Origin of the sequence: Nonomuraea jabiensis (assembly GCF_014204795.1) — a bacterium.
GTDB lineage: Bacteria > Actinomycetota > Actinomycetes > Streptosporangiales > Streptosporangiaceae > Nonomuraea > Nonomuraea jabiensis.
Genome location: NZ_JACHMB010000001.1, coordinates 5,715,089 through 5,741,504, shown reverse-complemented (window position 1 = coordinate 5,741,504; position 26,416 = coordinate 5,715,089). Strand labels below are relative to the sequence as shown.

Here is a 26,416-nt window from a genome sequence, read left to right as displayed (position 1 = left end):
CTAGTTTCGGATGATTCGTTCCGCGATCGGGGCAGCCCGGTCGATGGGGATGGCGAACCCGATGCCGATGTTGCCGCCGCCCCGCCCGGACGCGATCGCCGTGTTCACCCCCACGACCTCGCCCCGGGCGTTGACCAGCGGGCCGCCCGAGTTGCCGGGGTTGATGGACGCGTCCGTCTGCACGGCCGTGCGCCGCACCGAGCCCAACCGTACCTCGCGGTCCAGAGCGCTCACGATGCCGGCGGTGACCGTGCCCGACAGGCCCAGCGGGGAGCCGATCGCGAGCACCTGGTCGCCGACGGCCAGGTCGCCGGACCTGCCGAGGGTGGCGGGCGTGAGCTCCCTCGGGTAGTCCACCTCCAGCACGGCCAGGTCCTCGTCGTCGTCCTCGCCGATCACACGGGCGTTGATCCGGCGGCCGTCGTTCAGCACGACGGTCGCCCGGTCGCTGCCCCTGATCACGTGCGCGTTGGTGAGGATGTGGCCGCGGCCGTCCACCACGAAACCCGAGCCGCCCCCGCCGCCCGTCTCCACCGAGACCACGCTGGGCAGCACTCGGGCCGCCGTCGCGCTCAGCCCGCTGAGACCGGCCGACGGCGCGGGCGCCGCCCTGGGGAGGGCGGCGGGGGCCGGCCCGGCCCCTTCGGAGAGCCACGCCCCCGCCGCTCCCGCCGCCACGCCCGCTGTCGCCCCGGTGAGCGCCGCGACGAGCGCGACGGTCACCAGCAGGCGTCCCTTGGGCGGCGGCGCCCCCTTCCGCGGCAGGTCCTGCGGCACGATGGCCGCGGCGGGCGGGGTGACGAACTCCGGCCCGCGCGGGCTGCCCAGGCCCCTCATGGCAGCCTCGAGAACCACAGCATCGACGTCACCGCCGCGATCAGCGCGAAGGCCATCCCCGCCGCCACGAACCACATCCATACCTCCTGCCGCTCGGTCCGGTAGCCGACCGACGTGCCGATGTCCTCGTAGACCGCCTGAAGCTCGTCGCCGCTGGCCGCCTCGTAGAAACCGCCGCCGGCCGCCTCGGCCAGCCCGCGCAGCGCCGGGGCGTCCACCGGCACCGGGATCTCGCGTCCCGAGATGTCGATCGTGCCGTCCGCCGTGCCGTACGCGATGGTCGTGACCGGCACGCCCCTCCCGGAGGCCGCCGCGGCCGCGTCGCCGACCGTGCGGCCCGTGGTGTTGGAGCCGTCGGACAGCAGCACGATGTGCGCGGGCGGCGTCTCCTCCTGCGAGTCGAGCGCGGCGATGGCGTCCAGCGAGGAGTAGACCGCCTCGCCGATGGCGGTGCCCGAGGCGGTGCTGAGCCGGTCGAGCGCGCTCAGCACCGCCTGCCGGTCCGTGGTCGGCGGCACGGCGACGGACGCCGACGAGGAGAACGACACCAGGCCCAGGTTGAACCGCTCCGGCAGGCCCGCCACGAACTGCCTGGCCGCCTGCTTGGCCGCCTCGAACCGGTTGGGCCGCACGTCGGTGGCGCTCATGGACGCCGACACGTCGAACGCCACCATGATCGTCGCCCGCTCCCTCGGCACCCGCACCTCGGCCGTCGGCCGGGCGAAACCGATCACGAGCAGGACGAACATCAGCAGCAGCGCCGCCGCGGGAACGTGCCTGCGCCAGCCCGGCCGCCTCGGGGCGACCCTGTCGAGCAGGTCGAGGTTGGTGAACCTGACGGCGTACGCGGTCCTGCTCCGCACCGCCATGACCACGTACGCCAGGGCCAGCACGGCCACGGGGACGAGCAGCAGCAGCCACAGGGGCGCGATCAGCGTCACGCCGCACCACCTCCTCCCCCGGAGGGCCGGGCCAGCACGGCCAGGCGGCGCTGGCGCATGACGTGCCGGACCAGGTCGCGCACCCAGTCCCGGTCGGTGCGCAGCCGCAGGTGGGTCGCCCCGGCCCGGCGCAGCGCCTGCGCCACGGTGTCCCGCTGCTCCGCCGCCGCCTCCGCGTACCTGCGCCGCAGCCGCGCGCTCCCCGTGGCGACCTCGCGCCGCCGCCCCGTCTCCGGGTCGACCAGCGTCAGGATCCCGACGTCCGGCAGGGTCAGCTCGCGCGGGTCGAGCACCTCCACGGCCAGCACCTGGTGCCTGGCGGTGAGCTTGCGCAGCGGCAGCTCCCAGGTCTCGGGCGCGTCGAGGAAGTCCGACACGACCACGACCAGGCCGCGGCGCCGTACCACCCGGCCGAGCTGGTCGGCGGCCACGCCCAGCAGCGGCTCGGCCACCCCGGGCGGGGTACGGGGCAGCGCGAACGCCGCCTGCAGCAGCGCCATCAGGTGCGGCCGGCCCGTCCGGGCGGGCAGCGTCCTGACGCCGCCGCCGTGCAGCAGGTGGGTGCCGATCCGGTTGCCGGTCCGCTGGGTGAGGAAGCCGACCGCCGCCAGCGCCGACACGGCCAGCTCCCGCTTCTCCATGGCCGCAGTGCCGAAGTCCATGCTGGCGGTGGCGTCGAGCAGCGCCCAGATCTCCAGCTCGCGGTCGGCGACCAGGTCCCGGACGTGGGGCTCGTTGGTGCGGGCGGTGACGTTCCAGTCCATCCGCCGCACGTCGTCGCCCGCCTGGTACGGCCGGGTCTCCGCCGGCTCGCTCCCCGGCCCCGGAACCAGCCCCAGATGCTCCCCCTGCAGCAGTCCATCCAGTCTCCTGGTGATCGTCAGCTCGAGCCGGCGCAGCGCGGGCTCGGCCATCAGGTACGGCCTCATGCCACGGCTTCGTTCTGCTGTGTCTGCTGCTGGGCCTGCTGCAGTGCTTGCTGCTGGGCCTGCTGCTGGGCCTGCTGCTGTGCTTGCTGTTGGGGGGCGATGACGGGCAGCGGGACGGCCGCCAGCACCCGGTCCACGATCTGCCGGGGCGCCACCCCGTCGGCCAGCGCGTCGAAGGAGAGCACGAGCCGGTGCGCCATGACGTCGTGCGCCAGGTCGCGCACGTCCTCCGGCAGCACATAGTCGCGCCCCCGCAGCAGGGCCAGCGCCCGCCCGGCCGCCAGCAGGCCGAGCGTGGCCCTGGGGCTCGCCCCGAACGCCAGCAGCCGCCGCACGTCCGCCACCCCGAACCGGTCGGGATCGCGGGTGGCGTAGACGAGGCGGACGGCGTACTCGGCCACCGCGTGGTGCACGAAGACCTCCTCGGCCCGCCGCTGGAGCGCGACGACCTGAGCGGCGTCCAGCACGGCGTGCGGGACGGGCGGGTCCACGCTCATGCGGTAGACGATCGCCAGCTCCTCCGACTCGCTGGGATAGTCCACGTCGATCTTCATGAGGAAGCGGTCCCGCTGCGCCTCGGGCAGGTGGTAGACGCCCTCGGACTCGATCGGGTTCTGGGTGGCCAGCACCAGGAACGGCTTCGGCACGTCGTGCGAGACCCCGCCGATGCTGACCTGCCGCTCAGCCATGATCTCCAGCAGCGCCGACTGCACCTTCGCGGGCGCCCGGTTGATCTCGTCGGCGAGCAGCAGGTTGACCATGACCGGGCCGAGCTCGACGTCGAAGGTCTCGGTCGACGGCCGGTAGATCCTGGTGCCGACGATGTCGGCGGGCACCAGGTCGGGAGTGAACTGGATGCGGGCGAACGTGCCGCCGACCACGGTGGCCATGGTCTCGGCGGCCAGCGTCTTGGCGATGCCGGGCACGCCTTCCAGCAGGCAGTGGCCCTTGGCGAGCACCGCCACGAGCAGCCGCTCGACCATGCGGTCCTGCCCCACGATCACCCGCTTGACCTCGAACAACGCCCGTTCGAGCAGCGCGGGATCGGTCATGGCTGCACCACCGCGTGGTCGCAGTCGTCCACGACCACCCGCAGCTCCAGCGCGGACGGCTCGGGATCGGCGAACGCGGCGCTTCCCGTCATGAGCACGGCGCCCGCGGCCAACAGCACAAGAGCGAAACGTGATGTACGCATAGAACGCATGTCATCAAGCGACCGCGAAAACCCGCGTAACCGCCGTCTTTACATGATCTTTCGGTCCCCGCCTCGGACAACCACGGCGCCGGTCAAGCTTGCGCGCGTCACGGCGGCGCGGCGGTGAGGCGGAGAAGCGTCACCCTGGAGGGCCCTCAGGCCGCTGCGGCGGGTGGAGCCCACCGTGCGCAGCCGTAAAGGACGGGTCTTGAAGCACAACGGGCCGCCCACCGCGAGAACGGCGGGCGGCCCGTGAGATGGGCGCTACGCGAGATCAGTCATTCAGGTGCTGGCGCAGGTAGGAGTCGACGCCCTCGATGGAGATGCGCTCCTGGGCCATCGAGTCGCGCTCGCGGATGGTCACCGCCTGGTCCTCGAGCGTGTCGAAGTCGACCGTGATGCAGAACGGCGTGCCGATCTCGTCCTGGCGCCGGTAGCGGCGGCCGATCGCGCCCGCGTCGTCGAACTCGACGTTCCACCGGCGGCGCAGCTGCGCGGCCAGGTCGCGGGCCTTGGGCGACAGGTCGGCGTTGCGCGAGAGCGGCAGCACCGCGGCCTTGACCGGCGCGAGCCGGTGGTCGAGCCGCATGACCGTGCGCTTCTCCATGACGCCCTTGGCGTTGGGGGCCTCGTCCTCGCTGTAGGCGTCGAGCAGGAACGTCAGCGTGGCGCGGTCGACACCGGCCGCGGGCTCGATGACGTAGGGGACGTAGCGCTCCCCCGTGTCCTGCTCGAAGAAGCTCAGGTCGGTGCCCGACGCCTTGGAGTGGGCGGTCAGGTCGAAGTCGGTGCGGTTGGCGACGCCTTCGAGCTCACCCCACTCGGAGCCGGTGAAGTTGAAGCGGTATTCGATGTCGACGGTGCGCTTGGAGTAGTGGGACAGCTTTTCCTTGGGGTGCTCGTAAAGGCGCAGGTTGTCCTTGTTGATGCCCAGGTCGGAGTACCACCGGTAGCGCTCGTCGATCCAGTATTGGTGCCACTCCTCGTCCGTGCCCGGCTTGACGAAGAACTCCATCTCCATCTGCTCGAACTCGCGGGTGCGGAAGATGAAGTTGCCCGGCGTGATCTCGTTGCGGAACGACTTGCCGATCTGGCCGATGCCGAACGGGATCTTCTTGCGCGCCGACTGCTGCACGTTGAGGTAGTTGATGAAGATGCCCTGCGCGGTCTCGGGGCGCAGGTAGGCCAGGCCCGACTCGTCCTCGACCGGGCCGAGGTAGGTCTTGAGCAGGCCGCTGAACTGCCTGGGCTCGGTGAAGGTGCCCTTGTTGCCGCAGTTGGGGCAGGTGATGTCGGCCAGGCCGCCCTCGGGCTCCCTGCCGTTCTTCTCCTCGTACGCCTCGATCAGGTGATCGGCGCGGAAGCGCTTGTGGCAGGAGAGGCACTCGGTCAGCGGGTCGGTGAAGGTCTCGACGTGACCGCTGGCCCGCCACACCTCGGGGGCCAGGACCACGCTGGAGTCGAGGCCCACCACGTCGTCGCGCGACTGGACCATCGACAGCCACCACTGCCGCTTGACGTTGTTCTTGAGCTCGACACCCAGTGGACCGTAGTCCCACGACGCGCGCAGTCCGCCGTAGATCTCGCTCGACGGGTATACGAGCCCGCGGCGTTTGGCGAGGCTGACGATGGTGTCCATGACGTCGGTGCGTCGTGCCATTTTGGTTGATTCTCTTTCCGGCTGGAGGTCGGCGAGTGAAATTGGTGAGATCCCAGCTTAGGGGACGCGCGGACCCTCTCGCGCGCCAGTAATCGTTAAGCGCCTTCCTGCGTGTAAACGTCCTCGAACGCACTGGGTTCGTTGACCATGAGAATCATCAGTGGATACATCACCATCCGGGCGGCGGAGAGCGCTCTGCGGTAGAAACCGGCACCCTCCCACTCCGTGACCAGGGCCCACAGGTTGGGCTCATCGACCGAACGGGCCAGCCTGCCACGCTGGTAGCCCGGCTGGGCGGCGAACGTGTCAAGGATGGTGTGGCCCTGCTTGAGGAAGTCTTGGGACTGGGACTCTGGAACGGTGTATCGGATCACGGCGAGCACCCGACCAGATTAAACGCGTCACGCCCGTCTGACGCGCCCGCCCCACAAGGCGGCCCATAAGGCGGCCCGCCCGCTCGGCGCCCCTTCTCCCGTAGGCTCTGGGTGTGGCCCCAGACAGCAAGCGCCCGCTTCCCAAGGGCGAGCAGTTCTTCACGCCGGGCGCGACCGGCCTGCGCAAGGCCGTCGAGCAGCGCAGCGCCGTGCCGATGACCTACCTGTTCACGCAGGTGCCCCGCTGGACGGCGCCGACGGTGCTGGTGGTGCTGCTGCTGGTGGGGTTCGCCGTGGCCAACCCGCTGGGCGGCGTGGCCGTGCTGCCGGTGATCGCCTTCATCGGCTGGCTGGCGTACCTGTCGTGGCCGTCGCTGGGGATCGGCGGGAAGGTGATGCGGGTCGCCATGCTGACCTTCCTCCTGCTCCTGGCGGCGACCCGCTTCGGCCTCATCGCCCCGTAAGAGCCGTCTCTAGGGCGACCCCTCGGGCAACAGGGTGTAGTGCGGGAAGTTGCCCGGCAGGCGCTCGCCGTCCGGGCCCCCAATTGAGGACGCGGTGGAGGACGCGGTGGAGGCCCGCACCAGCAGCTCGCCGCCGACGAACGCGCCGCGCCAGGACGCCCCGAGCCCGCCGAACAGCTCCTCGCGGTCGCCGCGCGAGCGCGGCCGGTTGTGCCCGACCTTGAACGCCCGCACCTCCGGCGCCAGCCGGTGGAACGTCTCCTCCTCCTCGCACGACAGCGTGGCCACCAGGGCGCCGTTGCTGGCGTTCATGGCGGCCAGCAGCTCGGCCTCGGTGTCCACCAGCACGATGGTGTCCACGGGCCCGAACGGCTCGGCGTGGAAGAGGGGTGAGGAGCGGGGCGGGTTGAGGAGCGCCGTCGGCGCCACATACGCCGAAATATCCTGCCCCGGCAGGAAATGTCCGGCATCGAGCGACGCCCGGTGCACCGGCACCCCGCCCCTGGCCACCGCCTCGTCCACCTGATCGGCCAGCTCCTTGGCCTTGGAGGCGTTGATCAGCGGCCCGAAGTCCAGCTCCGGCAGCGGATCATCGGGATCGGCCACCGCGAGCGGATGGCCGAACCGCAGCGACCCCACCGCCGCCAGGTACGCCCCCAGGAACTCGTGGAACAGCGACCGCTGCACCACGAACCGCGGATAGGCCGTGCACCGCTGCTTGCCGTAGTCGAACGACGCCCGGATCTGCCTCGTGAGCAGCTCCCAGTCGCCGTACTCCCACACACCCCAGCAGTTCAGCCCCTCCTGCTCCAGCACGTGCCGGCGCCCGAGGTCGGCCAGCGAGGTCGCCACCTTGGCCCCCGCGTCCCGGCCGCCCACGAACGACACGCTGCCCAATGCCCGCCCGCCGGCCAGCACCGGCGACAGCTCCGCCCCTCCCCCGCTCACCAGCGTGAACGGCAGGCCCTCGCGCACGGCCAGCGCGCAGGCGAGCGTCAGGCAGCACAGGCCGCCGTCCGTGGGGGTCTTGGCGATCACCGCGTTGCCGGCCAGCGCCTGCACGAGCATGGCGTGCATGAGCACGCTCATCGGATAGTTCCAGCTCGCGATGTTGCTGACGGGCCCGGGCAGCGGCGTCCGGCCGGCGACCATGCGGTCGATCTCGGCCACGTACCAGCGCACGCCGTCCAGGCAGCGGTCCACGTCCGCGCAGGCCGTCTTCCACGGCTTGCCGATCTCCCAGACCAGCAGCAGGGCCAGCAGGTCGCGGTGGGCGGCCATCGACTCGACGGCGGCCGAGACCATCGCCTTGCGCTCGGCGAGCGGCAGGTGCCGCCAGCGCCGGTGCTCCTCCACCGCGCCCGCCACCGCCCGTCCCGCGCCCGCCCGGTCGATCCGGGGCAGGCCCGCGATGGCGGTGCCGTCCAGCGGCGAGAAGCCGGGCACGGGGCGCCCGTCGCGGTGCCAGATGCCGCCCCAGTGGTTGAGCACCCGGTCGTCGTGGAATGCCTCGGGGGCCGCCGAACAGCACCGTTCGTAGGCGTCCCGCCAGGCCGTACCCGGCTTGAGCCGCATGCGCTCCTCCTCAGTCTGACCAGTCGGCGGTGATGAGCTCGGGCAGCGGCTCGAACTCCTTGATCGCCTCCAGCGAGGGCCCCATGGCGGCGTTGGCCTCGCGCTCCACCATCACCTCCACCAGCACCGGCAGCCGCTCCCGCGCCGACTCCGCCGTCGCCCAGGCGAGCGCGTCCCGGATGTCGCCGGGCAGCTCCACCCGGCGCGCCGGGCAGCCGAACGCCTCCATGGCCTTGACATGGTCGATGCCGCCTTCTCCGTAGTGCAGGTCCACGGCGTAGTTCATGCCGTACGGGATCTCGGCCTGCCGGATGAGACCCAGGTACTCGTTGTTGATCATGACGATGACGAACGGGATCCGGTACTGGGCGGCCACCGCCACCTCCTCCATGAGGAACTGGAAGGAGTAGTCGCCCACCACCGCCACGACCTGCCGCTCCGGATGCGCGCACTTGACGCCCATCGCCGCGGGCACCTCCCAGCCCAGCGGCCCGGCCTGGCCGCACACCAGGTAGCGGCGCGGCAGGTAGGTCGTCTGGAACTGGCCCGACCAGATCTGGTAGAGCCCGATGGCGGTGACGAACGTGGTGTCCCTGCCGAAATACTCGTTGATCTCCCTGAACACCCTGGGCGGCTTGATCGGCACGTCGTCGAAGTCGTCGCGGCGGGCCATCGTCCTGCGCAGGTCGGCGACCTTCCGCACCCACTTGCCCGGCTGCCGCGGCCCGCCGCGCCGGCGCGCCTCGCGCAGCAGCTCCGCCAGCACCGGCCGGGCGTGCCCGACGATTCCCAGGTCGGGCTCGAAGACCCGGCCGATCTGCGTGGGCTCGATGTCCACGTGCACGAACGTGCGGCCCCGGCGATAGACGTCGAGGTCGCCGGTGTGCCGGTCGCCGAAGCGGGCCCCGACGGCCAGCACCAGGTCGCTCTCCAGGAACGCGGCGTTGCCCCACCGCGTCTGGGTCTGGATGCCCGCCATGCCCGCGAACAGCGGGTGGTCCTCGGGGAAGGCGCCCTTGCCCATGAGCGTCACCTGCACGGGCACCTGGAGGTGCTCGGCCAGCGCGCGCAACTGGTCGGACGCGTCCGCGATGATCACGCCGCCGCCGGCCAGGATGATCGGCCGCCTGGCCTCGGCCAGCAGGTCCACGGCCTTGCGCACGGCTCCGGGCAGCGGCGCGGGCTCCTCGACGGGCAGCGGCGCGTCCAGCTCCCGGTCGTACAGGCAGGTCCCGCGCTGCACGTCCACCGGCAGGTCGATGAGCACCGGGCCGGGCCGCCCCGACCGGGCGATCCGGAACGCCTCCCGGAACACCCACGGCGCCTGCGCCGGCTCCTTGAGCTGCACCGCCCACTTGGTCACCGGCCGGGCGATCTCCACGATGTCCACCGCCTGGAACGCCTCCTGGTGCAGCTTGGAGGAGACCGCCTGGCCGGTGACGCAGATCATCGGGATCGAGTCGGCCAGGGCGGTGTAGAGGCCGGTGATCATGTTCGTGCCGGCGGGGCCGGAGGTGCCGATGCAGACGCCGACGTTCCCGGTCACCCTGGACCAGCCGTCGGCCGCGTGGGTGCCGCCCTCCTCGTGGCGTACGGTGACGTGCCTGATCGAGCTGTGCTGGAGCGCGGCGTAGAGCGGCAGGATGGCCGCGCCCGGGATGCCGAAGACGGTGTCCACCCCCTCCGACTCCAGCACCGCCACCACGGCCTCCATGCACGGAATTCTTTTCATCCGTTGAGCCTTTCCACGACCTTCAGGAGGGCGGAGTGGTCGAGCGAGCCGTGGCCCTGCGCCCGGGCCGCGGCCACGAGCTGGGCGACCTGCCCGGTGAGCGGCAGGCTGACGCCGGCCTCGCGGGCGGCGGCGACGGCGATGCCCATGTCCTTGTGGTGCAGGTCGATCCGGAAGCCGGGGTTGAACTCCCGCCTGACCATGGTGTGCCGCTTGAGCTCCAGGATCCTGGAGCCCGCCAGGCCGCCGGCGAGCACGTCCAGGCCCGCCAGGGGGTCCACGCCGGAGGCTTCGAGCAGCACGATCGCCTCCGACACGAGCCCGTAGATGCCGCCGACGACGAGCTGGTTGGCCGCCTTGACGGTCTGTCCCGCGCCGGCCGGGCCGACGTGCACGACGGTCGTGCCCAGGGTGCCCAGGACGGGGCGGGCCGCCTCGACGTCCTCCGCCGCCCCGCCCACCATGATCGACAGGGTGCCGTCGATCGCGCCGCGCTCGCCGCCGCTGACGGGGGCGTCCACCGCCCGTACGCCGGCGGCCGCCGCCTGCCTGGCCACCCAGCGGGAGGTCTCGGGCCTGATGGTGCTCATGTCGATGTAGAGCAGGTTCGGGCGGCCGTACTCGACGATCAGCGGCGCGACCTCCTCCACCTGCGGCGAGTCGGGCAGCATCGTGATCACCACCTCGGCGCCGCCGACCGCGTCGACCACGCCGGAGGCGCCCTTGCCGCCCAGGCCGACGAGCTGTTCGACCCGCTCGGCGCTCACGTCATAACCGGTCACGACATGTCCGGCTTTGAGGAGGTTGGCCGCCATCGGGCTGCCCATGATCCCCAAGCCGACGAACCCGATGTTCACGCCTGCCTCCAGTCGAACGCGCCCGGCCCCTCGTGCCGGTACTCCAGGCCGACGTGGCCCTGGTAGCCCGCCGCCGCCAGCCGGGCGAAGATCTCGCCGTACGGCATGCGGCCGCTGCCGGGCCGTCCCCTGCCGGGGTCGTCGGCGATCTGCACGTGGCCGAACCCGGCGCCGTGCCGGTCGATGAGCTCCAGCACGTCCTCGCCCATCCGGTGCAGGTGGTAGAGGTCGGCCAGGAGGGCCACGTTCTCCCGGTCCACCTCGTCGATCAGCTCGAACGCCGCCTGCGACGACGTGATCGGATATTTCGGGTTCTCATGGGAGTTGAGGGCTTCGACGACCACGGTCGCCCCGATCGAGGCCGCCGCGTCGGCCGCCCTGCGCAGGTTCGCCACGGCCAGGGTCCGGTCGGTGCCCGGATCGTTGCCGTACAGGGCGTTGAGCACGCCGCAGCCGAGCTCGCCCGCCAGCCGGACCGCCACGTCGATGTTGGCCTGGAACCGGGCGGAGCCGTCCGGCCTGGCCAGCAGGCCGCGCTCGCCGGCGGCCATGTCGCCGGCGTCGAAGTTGAGGCCGGTCAGGCGCACCCCGGCGTCCTCGATCGCCTGCCGCAGCGCCGCCAGATCCCTGTTCGGCGGCTCCGGCCCGTCGAACGGCCACCACAGCTCGACCGCGTCGAACCCGGCCTTGGCCGCCGCCGCGGGCCGCTCCAGCAGCGGCAGGTCCGTGAGGAGAATGGAGAGGTTGACGGCGAATTTCACAGCGTTCATGGCCTCACTCCGTGAGGCGGGCTCGGTCGCCATTGATGCCGTCGCCTTCCCCCGCTCTGGTCGCTACGCTCCCGCCGCTCCTCCAGGCGACGGCGCTCCCTCGCGAGATCGCCGAGCGCATGAGGCGGGCGGTCTCCGACGGGGTGCGGCCGACGCGGACCCCGGCCGCCTCCAGCGCCTCCTTCTTGGCCTGGGCGGTGCCGGACGAGCCGGACACGATCGCGCCCGCGTGCCCCATCGTCTTGCCCTCCGGCGCGGTGAACCCGGCCACGTAGGCGACCACGGGCTTGCTGACGTTCGCGGCGATGTAGGCGGCGGCCCGCTCCTCGGCGTCGCCGCCGATCTCGCCGATCATGACGATGGCGTCCGTGCCGGGGTCGTCCTGGAACGCCTGGAGGCAGTCGATGTGGGTGGTCCCGACGACCGGGTCGCCGCCGATGCCGACGGCGGTGGAGAAGCCGAGGTCGCGCAGCTCGTACATGAGCTGGTACGTCAGCGTGCCCGACTTCGACACCAGCCCGATGCGCCCGGCGGAGGTGATGTCGGCGGGGATGATCCCGGCCGAGGACTGCCCCGGGCTGATGAGCCCCGGGCAGTTGGGGCCGATGATCCTGGTGCGGCCGTGCGCGAGGGCGCGGAAGCGTACCGCGTCGTGCACGGGGACGCCCTCGGTGATCACCACGCACAGGGGCATCCCGGCCTCGACCGCCTCCTCCACGGCCGGGCCGGTGAAGCGCGGTGGCACGAACACCACGGAGACGTCGGCCCCGGTCTCCGCCATCGCCTCGGCCACGGACCCGAAGACGGGCACGGTGCGCTCGCCGAAGTCCACGGACCGGCCACCCTTGCCGGGCGTCACCCCGGCCACGACGTCGGTGCCCGCGGCCAGCATGCGGGCCGTGTGCCTGGTGCCCTCCGCGCCGGTCATGCCCTGCACGAGCACCCGGCTGTCCTTGGTCAGAAAGATCGCCATCACGCACCTGCCGCGAGTCTGGCCGCCATCTCGGCGGCGCCGTCCATGGTGGAGACCTGCCGGACCGCCGGGTGCCGGGCGTCGCTCAGGATGCGCCGGCCCACCTCGGCGTTGTTGCCGTCCAGGCGTACGACGATGGGCCTGGCCAGGCCGCGCTCGCCGAGGAGCTCGAGTGCGGTGACGATGCCGCTGGCCACCGCGTCGCAGGCGGTGATGCCGCCGAAGACGTTGACCAGCACCGAGCGCACGTCGGGGTCGGCCAGGATGATCTCCAGCCCGTCGGCCATGATCTTGGCGGAGGCGCCCCCGCCGATGTCCAGGAAGTTCGCGGGGGCGGCCCCGGCCCCGGCGACCACGTCGAGCGTGCTCATGACCAGCCCGGCGCCGTTGCCGATCACGCCCACCCGGCCGTCGAGCTTGACGTAGTTCAGCCCCTTGGCCCGGGCGCGGTCCTCCAGGCTGCCGGTGGTCTCCCCGTACTCCCAGGCGTGCCGGAACGCGGAGTTGTCGTCCAGGGTGACCTTGCCGTCGAGGGCCACGATGCGCTGGTCGGTGGTGCAGATCAGCGGGTTCACCTCGACCAGCAGGGCGTCCTCGGCGACCAGGACCCGCCACAGCTTCTCCAGCACCTCGGCCGCCTGCTCGGGCAGCCCCGCCTTGGCCGCCAGCAGGCGCGCGGTGTCCGCGTCCACGCCCGTCACGGGGTCGACCGGCAGCCTCACCAGGGCGTCGGGGTCGGTGGCGGCCAGTTCCTCGATCTCCATGCCTCCCCGGCCGGACACCATCGCCAGGAAACCGCCCTCGGCCCGGTCGACGAGGAAAGCCGCGTAGTACTCCTCGAACGGCACGGTCGCCGTCTCGACCAGCACGCTGCGCGCGACGTGCCCCTTGATGTCCATCCCGATCACCTGCTCGGCCTCCGCCTCGGCGGTGACCGGCCCGGCCGCGGTCCTGATCCCGCCAGCCTTGCCGCGTCCGCCGGTCTTCACCTGGGCCTTGATGACGACGGGCGCGTTCAGCTCGGCGGCTGTCGCGCGGGCCTCCGCCGGGGTGGCCGCGAGCCTGCCTGCCGGGACCGGGATCCCATGACGCCCGAAGAGCTCCTTCGCCTGGTACTCGTACAGGTCCATTCGAGCCTCCTTTGTAGACGGTATACCGTATGGAAAATCCCTCGTCTAGGGTCTCGACAGGCTCTCGTCTACTGGATATTCCATACAGTATGGAGAATGCAGTTAGAGATTGGCGCGGTCGCTCGTACCTCCCCGGACCCGTCCCCGCCGACCGCACGCGCATGTTCTGGCTGGCCTGGGGCGCCATGGCGGCGATCAGCCCGCTCCAGTACGGCTACGCCGCCCTCCTCGCCAAGGAGGCCACCGGGCTCACCCTCCTGGCCGTCTGGATCGCCTGCCAGGCCGCGGGCGCCCTCCCCGCGCTCCACCTGGTACGGCGGGGCCGCCTCGGCGTCCGTACCAGCCTGGCCGCGGGAGCCGCCCTGAGCTTCGCCGGCCTCGCCGCGGCGGCGCTCCCGCTGAGCGCTCCCGGCGCCTTCGTGGGGTACGCGCTCCTCGGCGGCCTGGGCGCGGGCCTGGTCTACGGGGTCTGCGGCGAGGTCGTCTCCGCCTGGTACCCGGAACGGCCCGCCGCCCGGGTCGGGCTGATCACCGGCGCCTTCGGGTACGGCGCGGTGCCCCTGCTCGTCTGGGCCGGGATCGCGCCGGCCGCCACGTCCACCGCGTTCCTGGTCGCGGCGGTGGTCGCGCTGGCGGTCATCGGGACCGCGGCCCGGCACCTGCGCCTGCCGCCCGCGCTGTGGTGGCCCGAGGACGTGGACCCGCGCTCGCACGCGCTGGACGCGGCGCGGCTGCGCACGACGCCTGAGGCGGCCCGGCAGTTCGGGCCGGCGCAGGCGCTGCGCACGCGTACGCTGCCGGCGCTGGCCCTGATCCTGACGTGCGCGGGCGCGGTGTCGGTCGTCGACGTGATCGTGGTCGCGGGGACCGGGTCGTGGGGCGCGCTGGCCGTGCTGGTGGCGCTGAACGGGGCCAGCCGGTCGGTGGCGATGCGCTGCTCGGAGCTGTTCGGGCGGCGCCGCGTGCTCGCGGCCGTCCTGACCGCTCTCGCCGCCGGCCAGGTGCTCCTCGCCACCGCCCTCGCCACCACGCCCCCGGACGCCGGGCCTGTGATGGCCGGGGGGCCGTTGCTGTGGCTCGGGGCGGTGGCCGCCGGGCTCGGGGGCGGGGCGTTCTACCCGCTGCTCGCCAGCCTGGTGCGGGAGTTCTTCGGGGTCGAGCGGGCAGGTGAGATCCATGCCGTCGTCTACAGCGCCAAGGCCCTGGCCGGAGCGGGGGCCGCCGCCCTGGCCCTGCTCGCCCTCGGGACGCCCGTGACCGCGCTCGCCGTCGCCGCCGCCCTCGCCGCCCTCCCGGCCCTGGCGATCCCCCGCCTGCGCATCCCCGGCCTCCCGGCCACCATCCCCCTGTGACACCCCCGCCCCGCAGGGGCGCCTGTGATGAGGCTCACGACCAGGAGAGACCCCTGGACGGTATGCTGTAGGCAGTCGACGAAAAACCGTAACGCAGCCCTGGAGACGTGACCATGTTGCTGTCGGATCAGGCCGGTCAGGCGACGGCCGCCAAGATTCCCCGCCCTGCCACGCTCCGCGAGAGCGTTATCGAGGCTATCCAGGAGCTCATCGTCTCCGGGCAGCTCAAGCCGGGCCAGCACCTCGTGGAGAGCGAGCTGGCCGAGCTGCTCGGCGTCTCCAGGCAGCCGGTCCGCGAGGCGCTGCAGCAGCTCAGCGGCGAGGGCTGGGTCGACCTGTTCCCCGGCCAGGGCGCGTTCGTGCACGTCCCGACCGTGGAGGAGGCCGACCAGCTGCTGGCCGTGCGCACGCTGCTGGAGACCGAGTCCGCCAGGCTCGCCGCCAAGCACGCGGGCGAGGACGGCGTCAAGCGGCTGCGCGCCCTGTGCGCGCGGGGCATCGCGGCGGTGGAGGCCGACGACGTCGACTCCGCCGTGGCGACCAACTCCGAGCTGCACGCCCTGGTGACCGCCCTGTCGGGCAACAAGGTCCTCTCGGAGCTGGCCAGCCAGGTGGCCAGGCGGGTGCGGTGGTACCACACGCCGGTGGCCCGCCGGCGCGGCATGGCGTCGTGGGAGGAGCACACGTCGCTGATCGACGCCATCGAGGCGGGCGACGAGCGGCGGGCGGCCAAGATCATGCGCGAGCACACCGAGCACACCCGCGCCTCGTACATGGCCCAGCGCGAGCAGGAGCCCGTCCAGCCGGCGCCCAAGCCGGTGCGGCGGCGCCGGACGCGACAGCCGGGTTGATCTGTCGTTCACAAGAGACCGCATGCTCCGAAACACCTCGGGTAGAGGATGGAGCCGGACGAAAGGAGGCGCGCGACATGAAGGCGTTCATCCGCTTTCTCCTCGGTGATCCCCCAGGCCAGGCAGCGGACGGCCGGGCGATCGGCCTGGGTCTGAGCACAGCTCTCAAGAAGCACTACTCCGCTGACGAGGCGGACCGCTACCTGCGCGAGTGGGCAGCCGCGGAGCACGACGTACACGACTGCCCCCATCACTGAGAACGCGTCACTGAGAAGCCGCGGCGGGGGCGATCGCCCCGAGGCCGCGGCGTGGTCAGCGTTCCACGGGCTCGGGCTCCACCCCCTCCGAGGCCGCGGCGGACGCCCTCGCGTCGCGGGCCGACTTGATGAGGCTCAGCACCGTGGTGACGGCGAGGGTGCCGATGATGACGCCGAGGGAGACCAGGATCGGGATCTCCGGCGCCCACGACACTCCGTCGTGGTGCAGGGCCTCGAGGATCAGCTTCACGCCGATGAAGGCCAGCACCACCGACAGCCCCTTGCTCAGGTAGACGAGCCGGTCGAGCAGCCCGCCGATGAGGAAGAAGAGCTGGCGCAGCCCCATGAGGGCGAAGGCGTTGGCGGTGAAGACCAGGTACGGCTCCTTGGTCAGGCCGAAGATGGCCGGGATGGAGTCGAGCGCGAAGAGCAGGTCGGTGGTCCCGATGGCGACCATGACGATCAGCATCGGGGTGACCATCCTGCGTCCGAGGTGCACGGTGAGCCGGGCGCCGTGATAGGTGTCCGTGGTCGGAAGCACCCGGCGCACCGCGCGCAGGGCGACGTTCTCGGAGAACTCCGCCTCGTCGTCCTCGCCGCCCATCAGCTTCCACGCCGTGTAGACGAGGAAGGCGCCGAACACGTAGAAGAGCCAGTCGAACCTGGCCACCGCGCCCGCGCCGGCCGCGATGAACCCGCCACGCATGACCAGCGCCAGGATGATGCCGATGAGCAGCACCTTCTGGCGGTACTCGCGCGGCACCTGGAAGCGGCTCATGATCAGCAGGAAGACGAAGAGGTTGTCCACGCTGAGCGAGTACTCGGTGATCCAGCCGGCGAAGAACTCCCCGCCGTGCGCGGGGCCCGACAGCAGCAGGAGTCCCGCGCCGAAGGCCGCGGCCAGGGCGACGTAGAACGAGACCCAGGCCACGCACTCCTTCATGGACGGCTCGTGCGGCCTCCTGGCGACGATCCAGAAGTCCACGGCGAGCACGACGACGAAGCCGCCGATGGTGGCCAGCCAGATCCAGGGGGGCAGGTTCACCGGCGGGCCCCCTTCCGTGCGCGCAGCATCCCGGCGTGCCGGACGTAGAGGCCGAGCAGGTCCTTGGCCACCGGGTTGGCGGCGGCGCGGCGGATCAGCCAGTGCGGCATGATCCGCTCGTGCAGCCAGACGAAGCCGATCGCGAAGCCGAGGCTCACCATCGCCTGGTACGCCAGGAACGGCAGCACTCCGTCGGCCAGGCCGATCCCGACCAGGCTCTCCTGCGCGAGCCGGGCCACGGGGAAGGCCACCACCCAGTACAGGCCGACCGGCCCGAAGGTCCCCGGACGGAACACGCCGTGGCCGAGCAGCACGCCGTACAGGCCGCCGAAGAGGGCGAGCGGCAGGGCGAGCGACAGTGCCGACAGCGCGGCCATCCCGGTGGGCTGCCCCGCGAACAGGGTCAGCCCACCGGCCATGGCTCCGGCGACGGCTCCGATCGACGCCCCTGGCAGGGCGAGTTCGAGGCTGTGCCGTCCGTCCATCAGCCCACGACCACGCCGAAGGCGAACAGGCTGTAGAACAGCATCCCCAGGTAGAACACCGCGCCGAAGCCGATGATGACGTTCGTCCACCACTTGGGCCTGATCGGTTTGGGCAGCATGCGGTTGTTCACCAGGAGCAGGGTCACGCAGTACGCCCCCATCGCGAACGTCGACAGGAACGCCAGCGTGTCCAGGATCCCGCTCGGCCCGTCGGCCGGCCCGAACAGCAGGATCAGGATGCCGAAGAGGATCACGCCCCAGAGGAAGACCCCGTACAGGCGCGACATGCCCAGCTTCTTCGCCCCGGGCACGAAGTGGTAGGTCATGTCAGCCTGGCCCCGGGAGAAGGAGTCGAACAGTCCCAGGGTGGCGTTCAGGCCGATCAGCGCGATGAACCCGAGGAAGACGGACCCGAGCACCGAGCTGCCCGCGTGGGAGACGGCGTTGGCCATCGCGGTGAGCGCCACCTCGCGGTCGTCGCCCTGGATGACGGTCCGCACGCCCGGGTTGAGCCGCACGGCCGACTGCGCGATCACCGTGAACGAGATCGTCACCAGCATGGTGACGCCCCAGAACAGCAGCAGCGCGTCGAACGTGACCCAGCGCCGCCACCCCTTCCACTTGGCCATCTCGGCCGGGTCCTCGGTGTCGAACATGAACCCGCGCGCGGGCATCTCCTCTTCCTGCCCCGCGTGCCGCAGCCCGCGGATCTGCGGGATGTGCGCGCCCATGCCGGCTCCGGAGTCACGCAGGTGCAGCGTGTACCACATCTGCTGCATGCCGGAGGGCCCGGCGAAGGCGCACGCCCCCACGATGACGGGGAACCAGGCCGCCGACATGGCCTCCGACGGGAAGTAGCCGAAGGAGAACATGCCCGAGAGCGTCGAGGCCACGTCGCCCCAGGAGCCGACCATGGCCGCGACCACCGCCGTGCCGAGCACGAGCGTGCCGATGAGCAGCGACAGCACGTTCTCCAGCACGTTGTAGATCACCTTGGCCAGGCTGAACACCACGCCGACCAGGATGAGCCCGATGACGGCGGTCACCATCCACGGGATCCCGGTGATCTCCTCGAACGCCGCCGCTCCCGCCGACAGGTGTCCCGGCCAGATGTAGACGGCGATGGCCACGATGAAGAAGAACCACATCAGCGGCTTGAACACCCGGGCCGCGCCGGAGAAGATGCTCTCCCCCGTCGCCATGGCGTAGCGCGCCATCTCCAGCATCACGAAGGCCTGCAGCGTGACGCCGATGAGGAACAGCCACCTGATCTCGGGCCCGAACAGCAGCACCAGCCTGGGCCACATGTACGACTCGCCCATGCCCACGCCCAGCGCGACGAGGAAGACCGTCGGCCCGAGAATGTGCACCGACGGAGGCGCGTCGGGCAGCTTCCTGATGGGCATCGGCGCGAGCCGGCCCGCTTTCCATACTCGTTCGTCCTCGACCGGCGGCGTGGCCGTCGCCGGTGGTGTTTTCGATGTGTCCACCTACGGACCTCCTGGGGGGTTGTTGCTTCCTCGTGCGCCCCGAATAGCCCCCTTCGCCCGACCTGTTGCGCTCGGCTCTTAGCGCAGCAGTCCGGCGGCCCTGGCCCAGCGGTATTTCGCGCCGAGGACCGCCACGGGCTTCTCCGTCGTGTACGGGTACGCGACCACGCCGTGCTCGAACAGGTACTCGCTGGCCTCCTCTACCTCGGTGTCGCCGGCGAGTGACGCCACGACCGGCTTGACGTTGCCCTTCGCCCGCTCCTCCGCCACGACACGGGCGATGAGCTCGGCGAAGACCATCGGCGGCGTCACGATCGTGTGCCAGTAGCCCAGGACGAGCGCGTGGATGCGCTCGTCGGCCAGGCCGAGGCGGACCGTGTTCTCGTAGGTCGAGGGCGGTTCGCCGCCGGTGATGTCGATGGGGTTGCCCGCCGCGCCGAACGGCGGGATGTAGGCGCGGAAGGCCGCGTCCAGGTCGGGCGGGATGTCCATGAGCGTCAGCCCGGCGTCCACGATGGCGTCCGACAGCAGCACGCCCGAGCCGCCCGCCCCGGTGATGATGACGACGTTCTCGCCCTTGGGCGCGGGCAGGATCGGCAGCGCTCGGGCGTATTCGAGCATGTCGTTGAGCCCCGGCGCGCGCACGACCCCGGCCTGCCGCAGGATGTCGTCGTAGACCTTGTCGTCGCCCGCCAGCGCGCCCGTGTGCGAGCCCGCCGCCCGGGCGCCCATGGCGGTGCGGCCGGCCTTGAGCACGATGACCGGCTTCTGCCTGACGACCCTGCGCGCGGCCTCGACGAAGCCGCGGCCGTCCTTGAGGTCCTCCAGGTGCATGGCGACGGCCTTGGTGTTGTCGTCCTGCTCGAAGAAGGTCAGCAGGTCGTCCTCGTCCACGTCGGCCTTGTTGCCGACGCCGACGATGGCCGAGACGCCCATCTTGGTGGTGCGGCTGAAGCCCAGGATGGCCATGCCGATGCCGCCGCTCTGCGAGGTCAGCGCCACGCTGCCCTTGACGTCGTACGGGGTGCAGAACGTCGCGCAGAGGTTCTCCGGCGTGTAGTAGTAGCCGTAGATGTTGGGCCCGAGCATGCGCACGCCGTGCCTGCGCGCGATCTCGACGATCTCCTTCTGGCCCTCGACGTTCCCCGTCTCGGCGAACCCCGACGGGATCATGATCGCGCCCGCCACGCCCTTGCGCCCGGTCTCCTCCAGCGCCGGCGCCACGAACTTGGCGGGGATCGCGAACACGGCCACGTCCACGTCGCCGGGCACGTCCGAGATGCTCTTGTACGCGGTCAGCCCCATGATCTCGTCGGCCTTGGGGTTGATCGGGAAGATCTGCCCCTGGTAGCCGCCGTTGATGAGGTTGCGCATGACCGAGTTGCCGATCTTGCCGGTCTCGGCGGAGGCGCCGATCACGGCGACCGAGCGCGGCTTGAAGATGCGCGTCATCTGCCGGAGGATCTCCTCCCGCGGCAGGCGGGCGACCTCCGCGGGCTTGTCCCCGATGAGGATGCGCACGTCGGCGGCGACCGCGCCGTTCGCGTCGGCGAAGACGGGGTTGAGGTCCACCTCGACGATCTCGGGGAAGTCGGAGACCAGCCTGCCGACGCGCTCGATCAGCTCCGCGAGCGCCTCCCGGTTCGCGGGCTCCGCGCCACGGGCACCACGGAGCACTTCCGCCGCCCTGATGTCGTCCAGCATCCCAAGGGCATCTTCACCCGAAACCGGGGCAAGCCGGAAGGTCACGTCCTTGAGCACCTCGACCAGGACGCCGCCCAGGCCGAAGGCGATGACCTTGCCGAAGGTGGGGTCGGTGACGGCGCCGACGATGACCTCGTGGCCGCCGCCGACGAGCTGCTGCACCTGGACGCCGTCGATGGCGGCGTCGGGGTTGTAGGCGCGGGCGTTGGCCAGGATCGTGTCGTAGCCCGCGCGGACCTCCTCGGCGCTCTTCAGGCCGACCAGCACGCCGCCCGCGTCCGTCTTGTGCAGGATGTCCGGGGAGACGATCTTCAGGACGACCGGGAGGCCGATGCGCTCGGCGATCGAGACCGCCTCGTCGGCCGAGGTGGCCAGGCCCTCGCCGGGGGTGGCGATGCCGTACTCCTCGCAGATCCTGCGCCCCTCGGGGGCGGTCAGGGCCGTGCGGCCCTCGGCGAGCGCCTTCTCGATGACTTCGCGGACTGCGCCCATGGTCGCGCTCCCTACGGGTCCTCCCTGGTTACGCAAGCTGCCGCTGTCGGACCCTACTCGCCGCTCCACTAGATGACTCCGTTCGTCTTCAGCTCCGCCAGCTCTTCCGCTCTGACGCCGAGCTCGCCGTAGATCTCCTGGTTGTGCTCGCCGAGCAGGGGCGGGGTGCGGACGTCGACCGGGGAGTCCGACAGCTGCAACGGGCTGCCGACGGTCACGAACTCGCCGCGCTCCGGGTGGTCGACCGTGACGACGATGCCCTCCTCGCGCAGGCTCTCGTCCTGGACCAGCTCCTTGGTGGACAGGATCGGCCCGCACGGGATGTTCTCGGCGTTGAGCCGGTCGAGCACCGCCCACTTGTCGTGGCGGATCGTCCACTCCTCGATGAGCTGGAACATCTTGTCCAGCTTCGGCAGCCGCGCCTCGGGCGTCGCCCACTCGGGGTCGTCGGCCAGTTCGGGCCGTCCGATGATGGTCGAGATGGGCTTCCAGCCGACCGGCTGCACGATCACGTAGATGTAGTCGTTGGGCCCGCCGGGCGCGCAGCGCACCGCCCAGCCGGGCTGGCCGCCGCCGCTGGCGTTGCCCGAGCGGGGCACCTCGTCGCCGAAGGTCTTGTTCGGGTACTCGCGCAGCGGGCCGTGCGCCAGGCGCTGCTGGTCGCGGAGCTTGACGCGGCACAGGTTCAGCACGGCGTGCTGCATGGCCACCTGTACGCGCTGCCCGCGGCCGGTCTGCTGGCGCTGGTAGAGGGCGGCCAGGATGCCGGCGACCGCGTGGATGCCGGTGCCCGAGTCGCCGATCTGCGCCCCGGTGGCCAGCGGCGGGCCCTCCTCGAAGCCGGTGGTGGCCATCGAGCCGCCCATGGCCTGGGCGATCACCTCGTACGCCTTGAACTTGGCGTATCTGCCGGTGCCGAAGCCCTTGATCGAGGCGTAGATCAGGCGCGGGTTGAGCTCCTGGAGGCGGTCCCAGGTGAAGCCCATGCGGTCGACCGCGCCCGGGCCGAAGTTCTCGACCAGGATGTCGGCGCTCTTCACCAGCTCGGTGAAGATCTCCTTGCCGCGCTCGCTCTTCATGTTGAGGGTGATGCTGCGCTTGTTGCAGTTGAGCATCGTGAAATAGAGGCTGTCGACGTCCGGCAGATCGCGGAGCTGCTGCCGGGTGATGTCGCCGGTCGGGGCCTCCAGCTTGACGACGTCCGCGCCCAGCCAGGCGAGCAGCTGGGTGCAGGACGGGCCCGACTGGACGTGGGTCATGTCGAGGACGCGGACACCTTCGAGAGCCTTCATCTTGGCGCTCCCCTACTTGTACATCGTCTGGTTCATGGTTCCGGGGGCGTAGACCTCTGGATCGACCCACACGTTGATCAGCGAGGGCTTGCCCGACTCCCGGGCCCGCTCCAGCGCGGGCCGGATCTCGGCCGGGTCGCGCACCTCCTCGCCGTAGCCGCCGAGCAGCTTGGCGAAGTCGCCGTAGCGGATGTCGCCGAGGGTGTTGCCGACGCGGGCGCGGTCCTCGCCGTACTTGGCGGCCTGGCCGTACCTGATCTGGTTCATGGACGAGTTGTTGCCGATGACCCCGATGAACGGCAGGTCGAAGCGGACCATGGTCTCGAAGTCCCAGCCGGTCAGGCTGAAGGCGCCGTCGCCGAACAGGCAGAGCACCTCCTTGTCGCGCCGCGCCTGCTTGGCCGCCATCGCGAACGCCATGCCGACGCCGAGCGTGCCGAGCGGTCCCGGGTCCATCCAGTGGCCGGGCGACTTGGGCTGCACGACCTGGCCCGAGAAGGTGACGATGTCGCCGCCGTCGCCGATGTAGATCGTGTCCTCGGTGAGGAACTCGTTGATCTCGTGGACCAGCCGGTAGGGGTCGATGGGCTGGGCGCCGGACAGCTGGCGGGGCAGGCGCTTCTCGTACGCCTGGGTCTCGACCGCGCGCAGCTCGTCCATCCACTCCTTGCGCTTGGTCACCGCGTTCTCGATGCGGCCGCTGGCGGCCTGGGCCGCCGCCGCGAGGACGAGGCCGGCGTCGCCGACGATCCCCAGGTCGATGTCGCGGTTCTTGCCGACGGTGCGGTAGTCGAGGTCGATCTGGACGACGGCGGCGGTCGGCGACAGGCGCTTGCCGTAGCCCATCCGGAAGTCGAACGGGGTGCCGACGATGATGATCAGGTCGGCGTTGGTGAAGGCGTACCTGCGGCTGAGCTGGAAGTGGTGCGGGTCGCCGGGTGGGAGCGTGCCGCGGCCCGAGCCGTTCATGTACGCGGGCACGTTGAGGGCGCGGACGAAGTCGATCGCGGCGTCCGTGGCCCGGCACGTCCACACTTGGCTCCCGAGCAGGATGCACGGCTTCTCCGCGTGCGCCAGCATGTCGGCCAGCCGCTCGATCGCCTCGGGGTCGCCCTGCTGGCGGGTCGAGGCCCGGTAGTGCCCGGCCTTGGGGATGCGCGCCTTCTCCAGGGGGACCTTCGCGTCGAGCACGTCGCGCGGGATCTCCAGGAACGACGGCCCCGGAGCGCCGTGGTAGCACTCGCGGAAGGCCATCGAGACGATGTCCGCCACCCGCTCCGTGCTGGGCACCGTGGCCGCGAACTTCGTGATCGGGCTCATCATGTCCACGTGCGGCAGGTCCTGCAGCGAGCCCATCTTGTGCTGGCTCAGCGCTCCCTGGCCGCCGATGAGCAACATGGGGCTCTCCGCGCGGAAGGCGTTGGCCACGCCGGTGACCGCGTCGGTCGTGCCCGGCCCGGCGGTGACCACCGCGCAGCCGGGCTTGCCGGTGATGCGCGCGTACCCGTCGGCCGCGTGCGCCGCCACCTGCTCGTGGCGTACGTCGATGACCTCGATGCCCTCATCGACGCAGCCGTCATAGATATCGATGATGTGGCCGCCGCAGAGCGTGTAGATCACGTCCACGCCCTCGGCTTTGAGTGCCTTGGCTACGAGATGACCACCAGAGATCGTTTCCGACATCATGCCACCCTTTCCGGCGTCGGCTGTCTTCCGCATACTGCATACCGTATGACCGCAATGGTTACTCCCTCCCGTTCGGCCTGTCTAGCCCCCAGGAGGCAACTCGATCAGCTCGACCTGCTCACCGGCCCACCCCGGCGGGACGACGGCCAGCGCGTCGGCCAGCGCCGCGCCCCACAGCGAACCCGGCCGGTCGTGCCCCACCGGCACCACGCCCCGGCCCGACCGCCTGACCGGCACGAGCCGCGTGTCGCGCGGATGCGCCCGCACCGCTCCGGCCAGCGCCGACGTCTCCGTGCGGACGGGGAGCCCGGCCAGCACGCGCAGGATGGGCGCGAGCAGCGTGAGGGCCGCGCCGAGGGCCGCGAACGGGTTTCCCGGCAGGCCGACGGCCAGCCTCCCGCCCGGCAGCCGGGCCAGGAGCTGGGGGTGCCCGGGCCGCACGGCGACTCCGTCGACGATCACGTCGGCGCCGAGGTCGCCGAGCACGGCCCTCAGGTGATCGGCGGGCCCTTTGGACGACGCGCCGCACACGACGACCACGTCCGCCACCCCGGTCTCCAGCGCGGCGCGGAGCGCTTCCCGACCGTCGGGCAGCACGTCCGTGCTCGCCACCCGGCCGCCGGCCCACGCCACCAGGCCGGGCAGGAACGGGCCGATGGCGTCGCGCACCCGGCCCGGCGCGGGCAGGCCCTCGCGCACGACCTCGTCCCCGGTGATCAGCACCGCCACCCGCGGGCGGGGCCGTACCAGCAGCTCGTCGTGGCCCAGCGCGGCGGCCAGCCCGAGCGCCACCGGGGTCACCACCGCGCCCGCGCCCAGCACGACCGCGCCCTCGGCGATGTCCTCGCCCCGCCGCCGGATGTGCCGCCCGATCTCGACGGCGCCGTTCACCCGTGCCCCGTCCACCGCCGCGTGCTCGTACGGCAGCACCGCCGAGGCCCCCGCGGGCGTCGGAGCGCCGGTGGCGATCTCGACCGCCTCCCCCGGCCGCAGCTCGCCCCCGTAGCAGGCGCCACCGGCCAGAACCCGGCCGACCACCCGCCACGGCCCGGCGCCGGCCACCGCGTAGCCGTCCATCGCCGACACGTCCACACCGGGCACCGCCACCAGCGCCGTCAAAGGCGCGGCCAGACGGCCGCCGAGAGCGTCGGCGAGCGACACGGAGGCGGGCTCCAGGGGCGCCGCGGCCCCCTTCGCGAGGGCCCGCGCGGTCACCCAGGTCGTCGATTCCACCACTAGATCATGCCGAAGAACGGTCACAGGCATGCTCCTTGACCCGCGTTTTTCCATACTGTATACCGAATGCAAATCCGACGCGAGAACGGAGCGCAGCATGAAGGTCGCTGTTCTTGGCGCCGGCGCCATCGGCGCATACGTGGGGGCCGCCCTCCACCGGGCGGGAGTCGAGGTGCACCTCATCGCGAGAGGCGAGCACCTGCAGGCGATCCGGCGCGCCGGTGTGCGGGTGCTCACCCCCAGAGGCGACTTCACCGCCCATCCCCATGCCACCGACGACACCACCCAGGTCGGCCCGGTGGACCACGTCTTCCTGGGCCTCAAGGCGAACAGCTACGCCTCGGCGGGCCCCATGATCAGGCCGCTCCTGCACGAGACCACGAGCATCATCGCCGCGCAGAACGGCATCCCGTGGTGGTACTTCCACGGGCTCAAGGGCCCCTACGAGGGCTACCGCATCGAGAGCGTCGACCCGGGCGGCGCGGTCACGGCCGCGCTGCCCCTGAACCGTGCCGTCGGCTGCGTCGTGTACGCCGCCACCGAGATCGAGCGGCCCGGCGTGATCCGCCACCTGGAGGGCACCCGCTTCTCCATCGGCGAGCCGGACGGCGAGCTGACCGAGCGGTGCGCCGCCTTCAGCCAGGCCGCGACAGCCGGCGGGCTCAAGTGCCCGGTGGAGCGCGACCTGCGCAAAGACGTGTGGATCAAGCTCATGGGCAACATCGCCTTCAACCCGATCAGCGCGCTGGCCAGGGCGACGATGGCCGGGATCTGCCGCCACGACGGCGCGAGGGAGCTCGTCGTGGCCATGATGCGCGAGACCGTCGAGGTGGCCAGGAGGGTCGGCTGCGACCCGGGGATCTCCATCGAGCGCCGCCTGAAGGGGGCGGAGAAGGCGGGCGAGCACAAGACCTCCACGCTGCAGGACCTGGAGAAGGGCAAGCCGCTGGAGCTGGACGTGCTGCTCGCGGCGGTGGTCGAGCTGGCCGACCTCACCGGCGCCGAGGTGCCGACGCTGCGCGCGATCCACGCGGTGAGCGACCTCCTCAACGCCAACCTTGTCCGCGCGGTCTAGCGAGGAATACCGTA

General features: G+C 71.5%; 25 protein-coding genes. 5 read left to right on the top strand and 20 right to left on the bottom strand.

Annotation, left to right across the window (positions count from 1 at the left end):
• The 7 genes from HD596_RS26560 to HD596_RS26530 all read right to left on the bottom strand — a co-directional run bounded on the left by HD596_RS26560 (position 1) and on the right by HD596_RS26530 (position 5,945).
• Positions 1–855, bottom strand: coding sequence for a S1C family serine protease (locus HD596_RS26560; protein ID WP_221519525.1), 855 nt, complete (start codon positions 853–855; stop codon positions 1–3).
• Positions 834–1,778, bottom strand: a complete 945-nt coding sequence (locus HD596_RS26555) for a VWA domain-containing protein (protein ID WP_185072018.1) — start codon at positions 1,776–1,778, stop codon at positions 834–836. Before HD596_RS26555 ends, HD596_RS26560 begins: the two co-directional genes overlap by 22 nt.
• Positions 1,775–2,707 carry a DUF58 domain-containing protein gene (locus HD596_RS26550; RefSeq protein WP_185072017.1) on the bottom strand — a complete coding sequence of 311 codons (933 nt, stop codon included), beginning with the start codon at positions 2,705–2,707 and terminating at the stop codon, positions 1,775–1,777. The genes HD596_RS26555 and HD596_RS26550 overlap by 4 nt, the downstream gene beginning before the upstream one ends.
• Entirely contained in the window at positions 2,704–3,759 is a 1,056-nt protein-coding gene (locus HD596_RS26545) for an AAA family ATPase (protein ID WP_185072016.1), read from the bottom strand. Before HD596_RS26545 ends, HD596_RS26550 begins: the two co-directional genes overlap by 4 nt.
• Positions 3,756–3,902, bottom strand: a complete 147-nt coding sequence (locus HD596_RS26540) for a hypothetical protein (protein ID WP_185072015.1) — start codon at positions 3,900–3,902, stop codon at positions 3,756–3,758. The genes HD596_RS26545 and HD596_RS26540 overlap by 4 nt, the downstream gene beginning before the upstream one ends.
• A gap of 274 nt (positions 3,903–4,176) precedes the next feature.
• Complete coding sequence (locus HD596_RS26535; RefSeq protein ID WP_185072014.1) at positions 4,177–5,562, bottom strand: glycine--tRNA ligase; 1,386 nt, start codon at positions 5,560–5,562, stop codon at positions 4,177–4,179.
• Between the two features lie 95 nt (positions 5,563–5,657).
• Entirely contained in the window at positions 5,658–5,945 is a 288-nt protein-coding gene (locus HD596_RS26530) for an antibiotic biosynthesis monooxygenase family protein (RefSeq protein ID WP_185072013.1), read from the bottom strand.
• Positions 5,946–6,049: 104 nt separating this feature from the next.
• On the opposite strand from HD596_RS26530, the gene HD596_RS26525 reads away from it, so the two are divergent.
• On the top strand, positions 6,050–6,400 hold the full coding sequence (locus HD596_RS26525) for a DUF6703 family protein (RefSeq protein WP_185072012.1): 351 nt from the start codon (positions 6,050–6,052) through the stop codon (positions 6,398–6,400).
• A 9-nt stretch (positions 6,401–6,409) separates the two neighbouring features.
• Here HD596_RS26525 and HD596_RS26520 read toward each other — a convergent pair whose 3' ends face one another.
• Genes HD596_RS26520 through sucC form a run of 6 tightly spaced genes read right to left on the bottom strand, consistent with a single transcriptional unit; the run spans position 6,410 to position 13,437 of the window.
• Entirely contained in the window at positions 6,410–7,975 is a 1,566-nt protein-coding gene (locus HD596_RS26520) for an aldehyde dehydrogenase family protein (RefSeq protein WP_185072011.1), read from the bottom strand.
• Between the two features lie 10 nt (positions 7,976–7,985).
• Entirely contained in the window at positions 7,986–9,707 is a 1,722-nt protein-coding gene (gene gcl, locus HD596_RS26515; RefSeq protein ID WP_185072010.1) for a glyoxylate carboligase, read from the bottom strand.
• On the bottom strand, positions 9,704–10,564 hold the full coding sequence (locus HD596_RS26510; RefSeq protein ID WP_185072009.1) for an NAD(P)-dependent oxidoreductase: 861 nt from the start codon (positions 10,562–10,564) through the stop codon (positions 9,704–9,706). The genes gcl and HD596_RS26510 overlap by 4 nt, the downstream gene beginning before the upstream one ends.
• The gene (locus HD596_RS26505; protein WP_185072008.1) at positions 10,561–11,334 is read right to left on the bottom strand and encodes a hydroxypyruvate isomerase family protein; all 774 of its coding nucleotides are present in this window, start codon (positions 11,332–11,334) and stop codon (positions 10,561–10,563) included. Before HD596_RS26505 ends, HD596_RS26510 begins: the two co-directional genes overlap by 4 nt.
• 4 nt (positions 11,335–11,338) lie before the next feature.
• A complete protein-coding gene (gene sucD, locus HD596_RS26500; RefSeq protein WP_246554847.1) occupies positions 11,339–12,307 on the bottom strand; it encodes a succinate--CoA ligase subunit alpha in 969 nt (322 codons plus the stop codon).
• Positions 12,307–13,437 carry an ADP-forming succinate--CoA ligase subunit beta gene (gene sucC, locus HD596_RS26495; protein ID WP_185072007.1) on the bottom strand — a complete coding sequence of 377 codons (1,131 nt, stop codon included), beginning with the start codon at positions 13,435–13,437 and terminating at the stop codon, positions 12,307–12,309. The genes sucD and sucC overlap by 1 nt, the downstream gene beginning before the upstream one ends.
• 161 nt (positions 13,438–13,598) lie before the next feature.
• Between sucC and HD596_RS26490 the strand changes: the two genes are divergently transcribed.
• The 3 genes from HD596_RS26490 to HD596_RS26480 all read left to right on the top strand — a co-directional run bounded on the left by HD596_RS26490 (position 13,599) and on the right by HD596_RS26480 (position 15,897).
• Positions 13,599–14,789 (top strand): MFS transporter, encoded by a 1,191-nt coding sequence (locus tag HD596_RS26490; RefSeq protein WP_185072006.1) that lies wholly within the window; start codon positions 13,599–13,601, stop codon positions 14,787–14,789.
• A gap of 113 nt (positions 14,790–14,902) precedes the next feature.
• Positions 14,903–15,640, top strand: a complete 738-nt coding sequence (locus tag HD596_RS26485) for a GntR family transcriptional regulator (protein WP_185072005.1) — start codon at positions 14,903–14,905, stop codon at positions 15,638–15,640.
• Positions 15,641–15,717: 77 nt separating this feature from the next.
• Positions 15,718–15,897 (top strand): hypothetical protein, encoded by a 180-nt coding sequence (locus HD596_RS26480; RefSeq protein ID WP_185072004.1) that lies wholly within the window; start codon positions 15,718–15,720, stop codon positions 15,895–15,897.
• A gap of 55 nt (positions 15,898–15,952) precedes the next feature.
• On the opposite strand, the gene HD596_RS26475 is transcribed toward HD596_RS26480, so the two are convergent.
• The 7 genes from HD596_RS26475 to HD596_RS26445 form a co-directional block, all read right to left on the bottom strand.
• Positions 15,953–16,942 carry a TerC family protein gene (locus tag HD596_RS26475; RefSeq protein ID WP_185072003.1) on the bottom strand — a complete coding sequence of 330 codons (990 nt, stop codon included), beginning with the start codon at positions 16,940–16,942 and terminating at the stop codon, positions 15,953–15,955.
• Positions 16,939–17,427, bottom strand: coding sequence for a hypothetical protein (locus tag HD596_RS26470; RefSeq protein ID WP_185072002.1), 489 nt, complete (start codon positions 17,425–17,427; stop codon positions 16,939–16,941). The genes HD596_RS26475 and HD596_RS26470 overlap by 4 nt, the downstream gene beginning before the upstream one ends.
• A complete protein-coding gene (locus tag HD596_RS26465) occupies positions 17,427–18,917 on the bottom strand; it encodes an Nramp family divalent metal transporter (RefSeq protein WP_313044699.1) in 1,491 nt (496 codons plus the stop codon). The genes HD596_RS26470 and HD596_RS26465 overlap by 1 nt, the downstream gene beginning before the upstream one ends.
• 78 nt (positions 18,918–18,995) lie before the next feature.
• Positions 18,996–21,113, bottom strand: a complete 2,118-nt coding sequence (locus HD596_RS26460; RefSeq protein WP_185072001.1) for an acetate--CoA ligase family protein — start codon at positions 21,111–21,113, stop codon at positions 18,996–18,998.
• 68 nt (positions 21,114–21,181) lie between these two features.
• The gene (frc, locus tag HD596_RS26455) at positions 21,182–22,405 is read right to left on the bottom strand and encodes a formyl-CoA transferase (RefSeq protein WP_185072000.1); all 1,224 of its coding nucleotides are present in this window, start codon (positions 22,403–22,405) and stop codon (positions 21,182–21,184) included.
• Between the two features lie 12 nt (positions 22,406–22,417).
• Complete coding sequence (locus HD596_RS26450; protein ID WP_246554845.1) at positions 22,418–24,124, bottom strand: thiamine pyrophosphate-binding protein; 1,707 nt, start codon at positions 24,122–24,124, stop codon at positions 22,418–22,420.
• Between the two features lie 48 nt (positions 24,125–24,172).
• Positions 24,173–25,357 (bottom strand): molybdopterin molybdotransferase MoeA, encoded by a 1,185-nt coding sequence (locus HD596_RS26445; RefSeq protein ID WP_185071999.1) that lies wholly within the window; start codon positions 25,355–25,357, stop codon positions 24,173–24,175.
• A 67-nt stretch (positions 25,358–25,424) separates the two neighbouring features.
• Here HD596_RS26445 and HD596_RS26440 point away from each other — a divergent pair, with 67 nt between their 5' ends.
• Positions 25,425–26,402: a 2-dehydropantoate 2-reductase gene (locus HD596_RS26440; RefSeq protein ID WP_185071998.1), complete on the top strand. Its 978-nt coding sequence runs from the start codon at positions 25,425–25,427 to the stop codon at positions 26,400–26,402.
• The last annotated feature ends 14 nt before the right edge of the window (positions 26,403–26,416 follow it).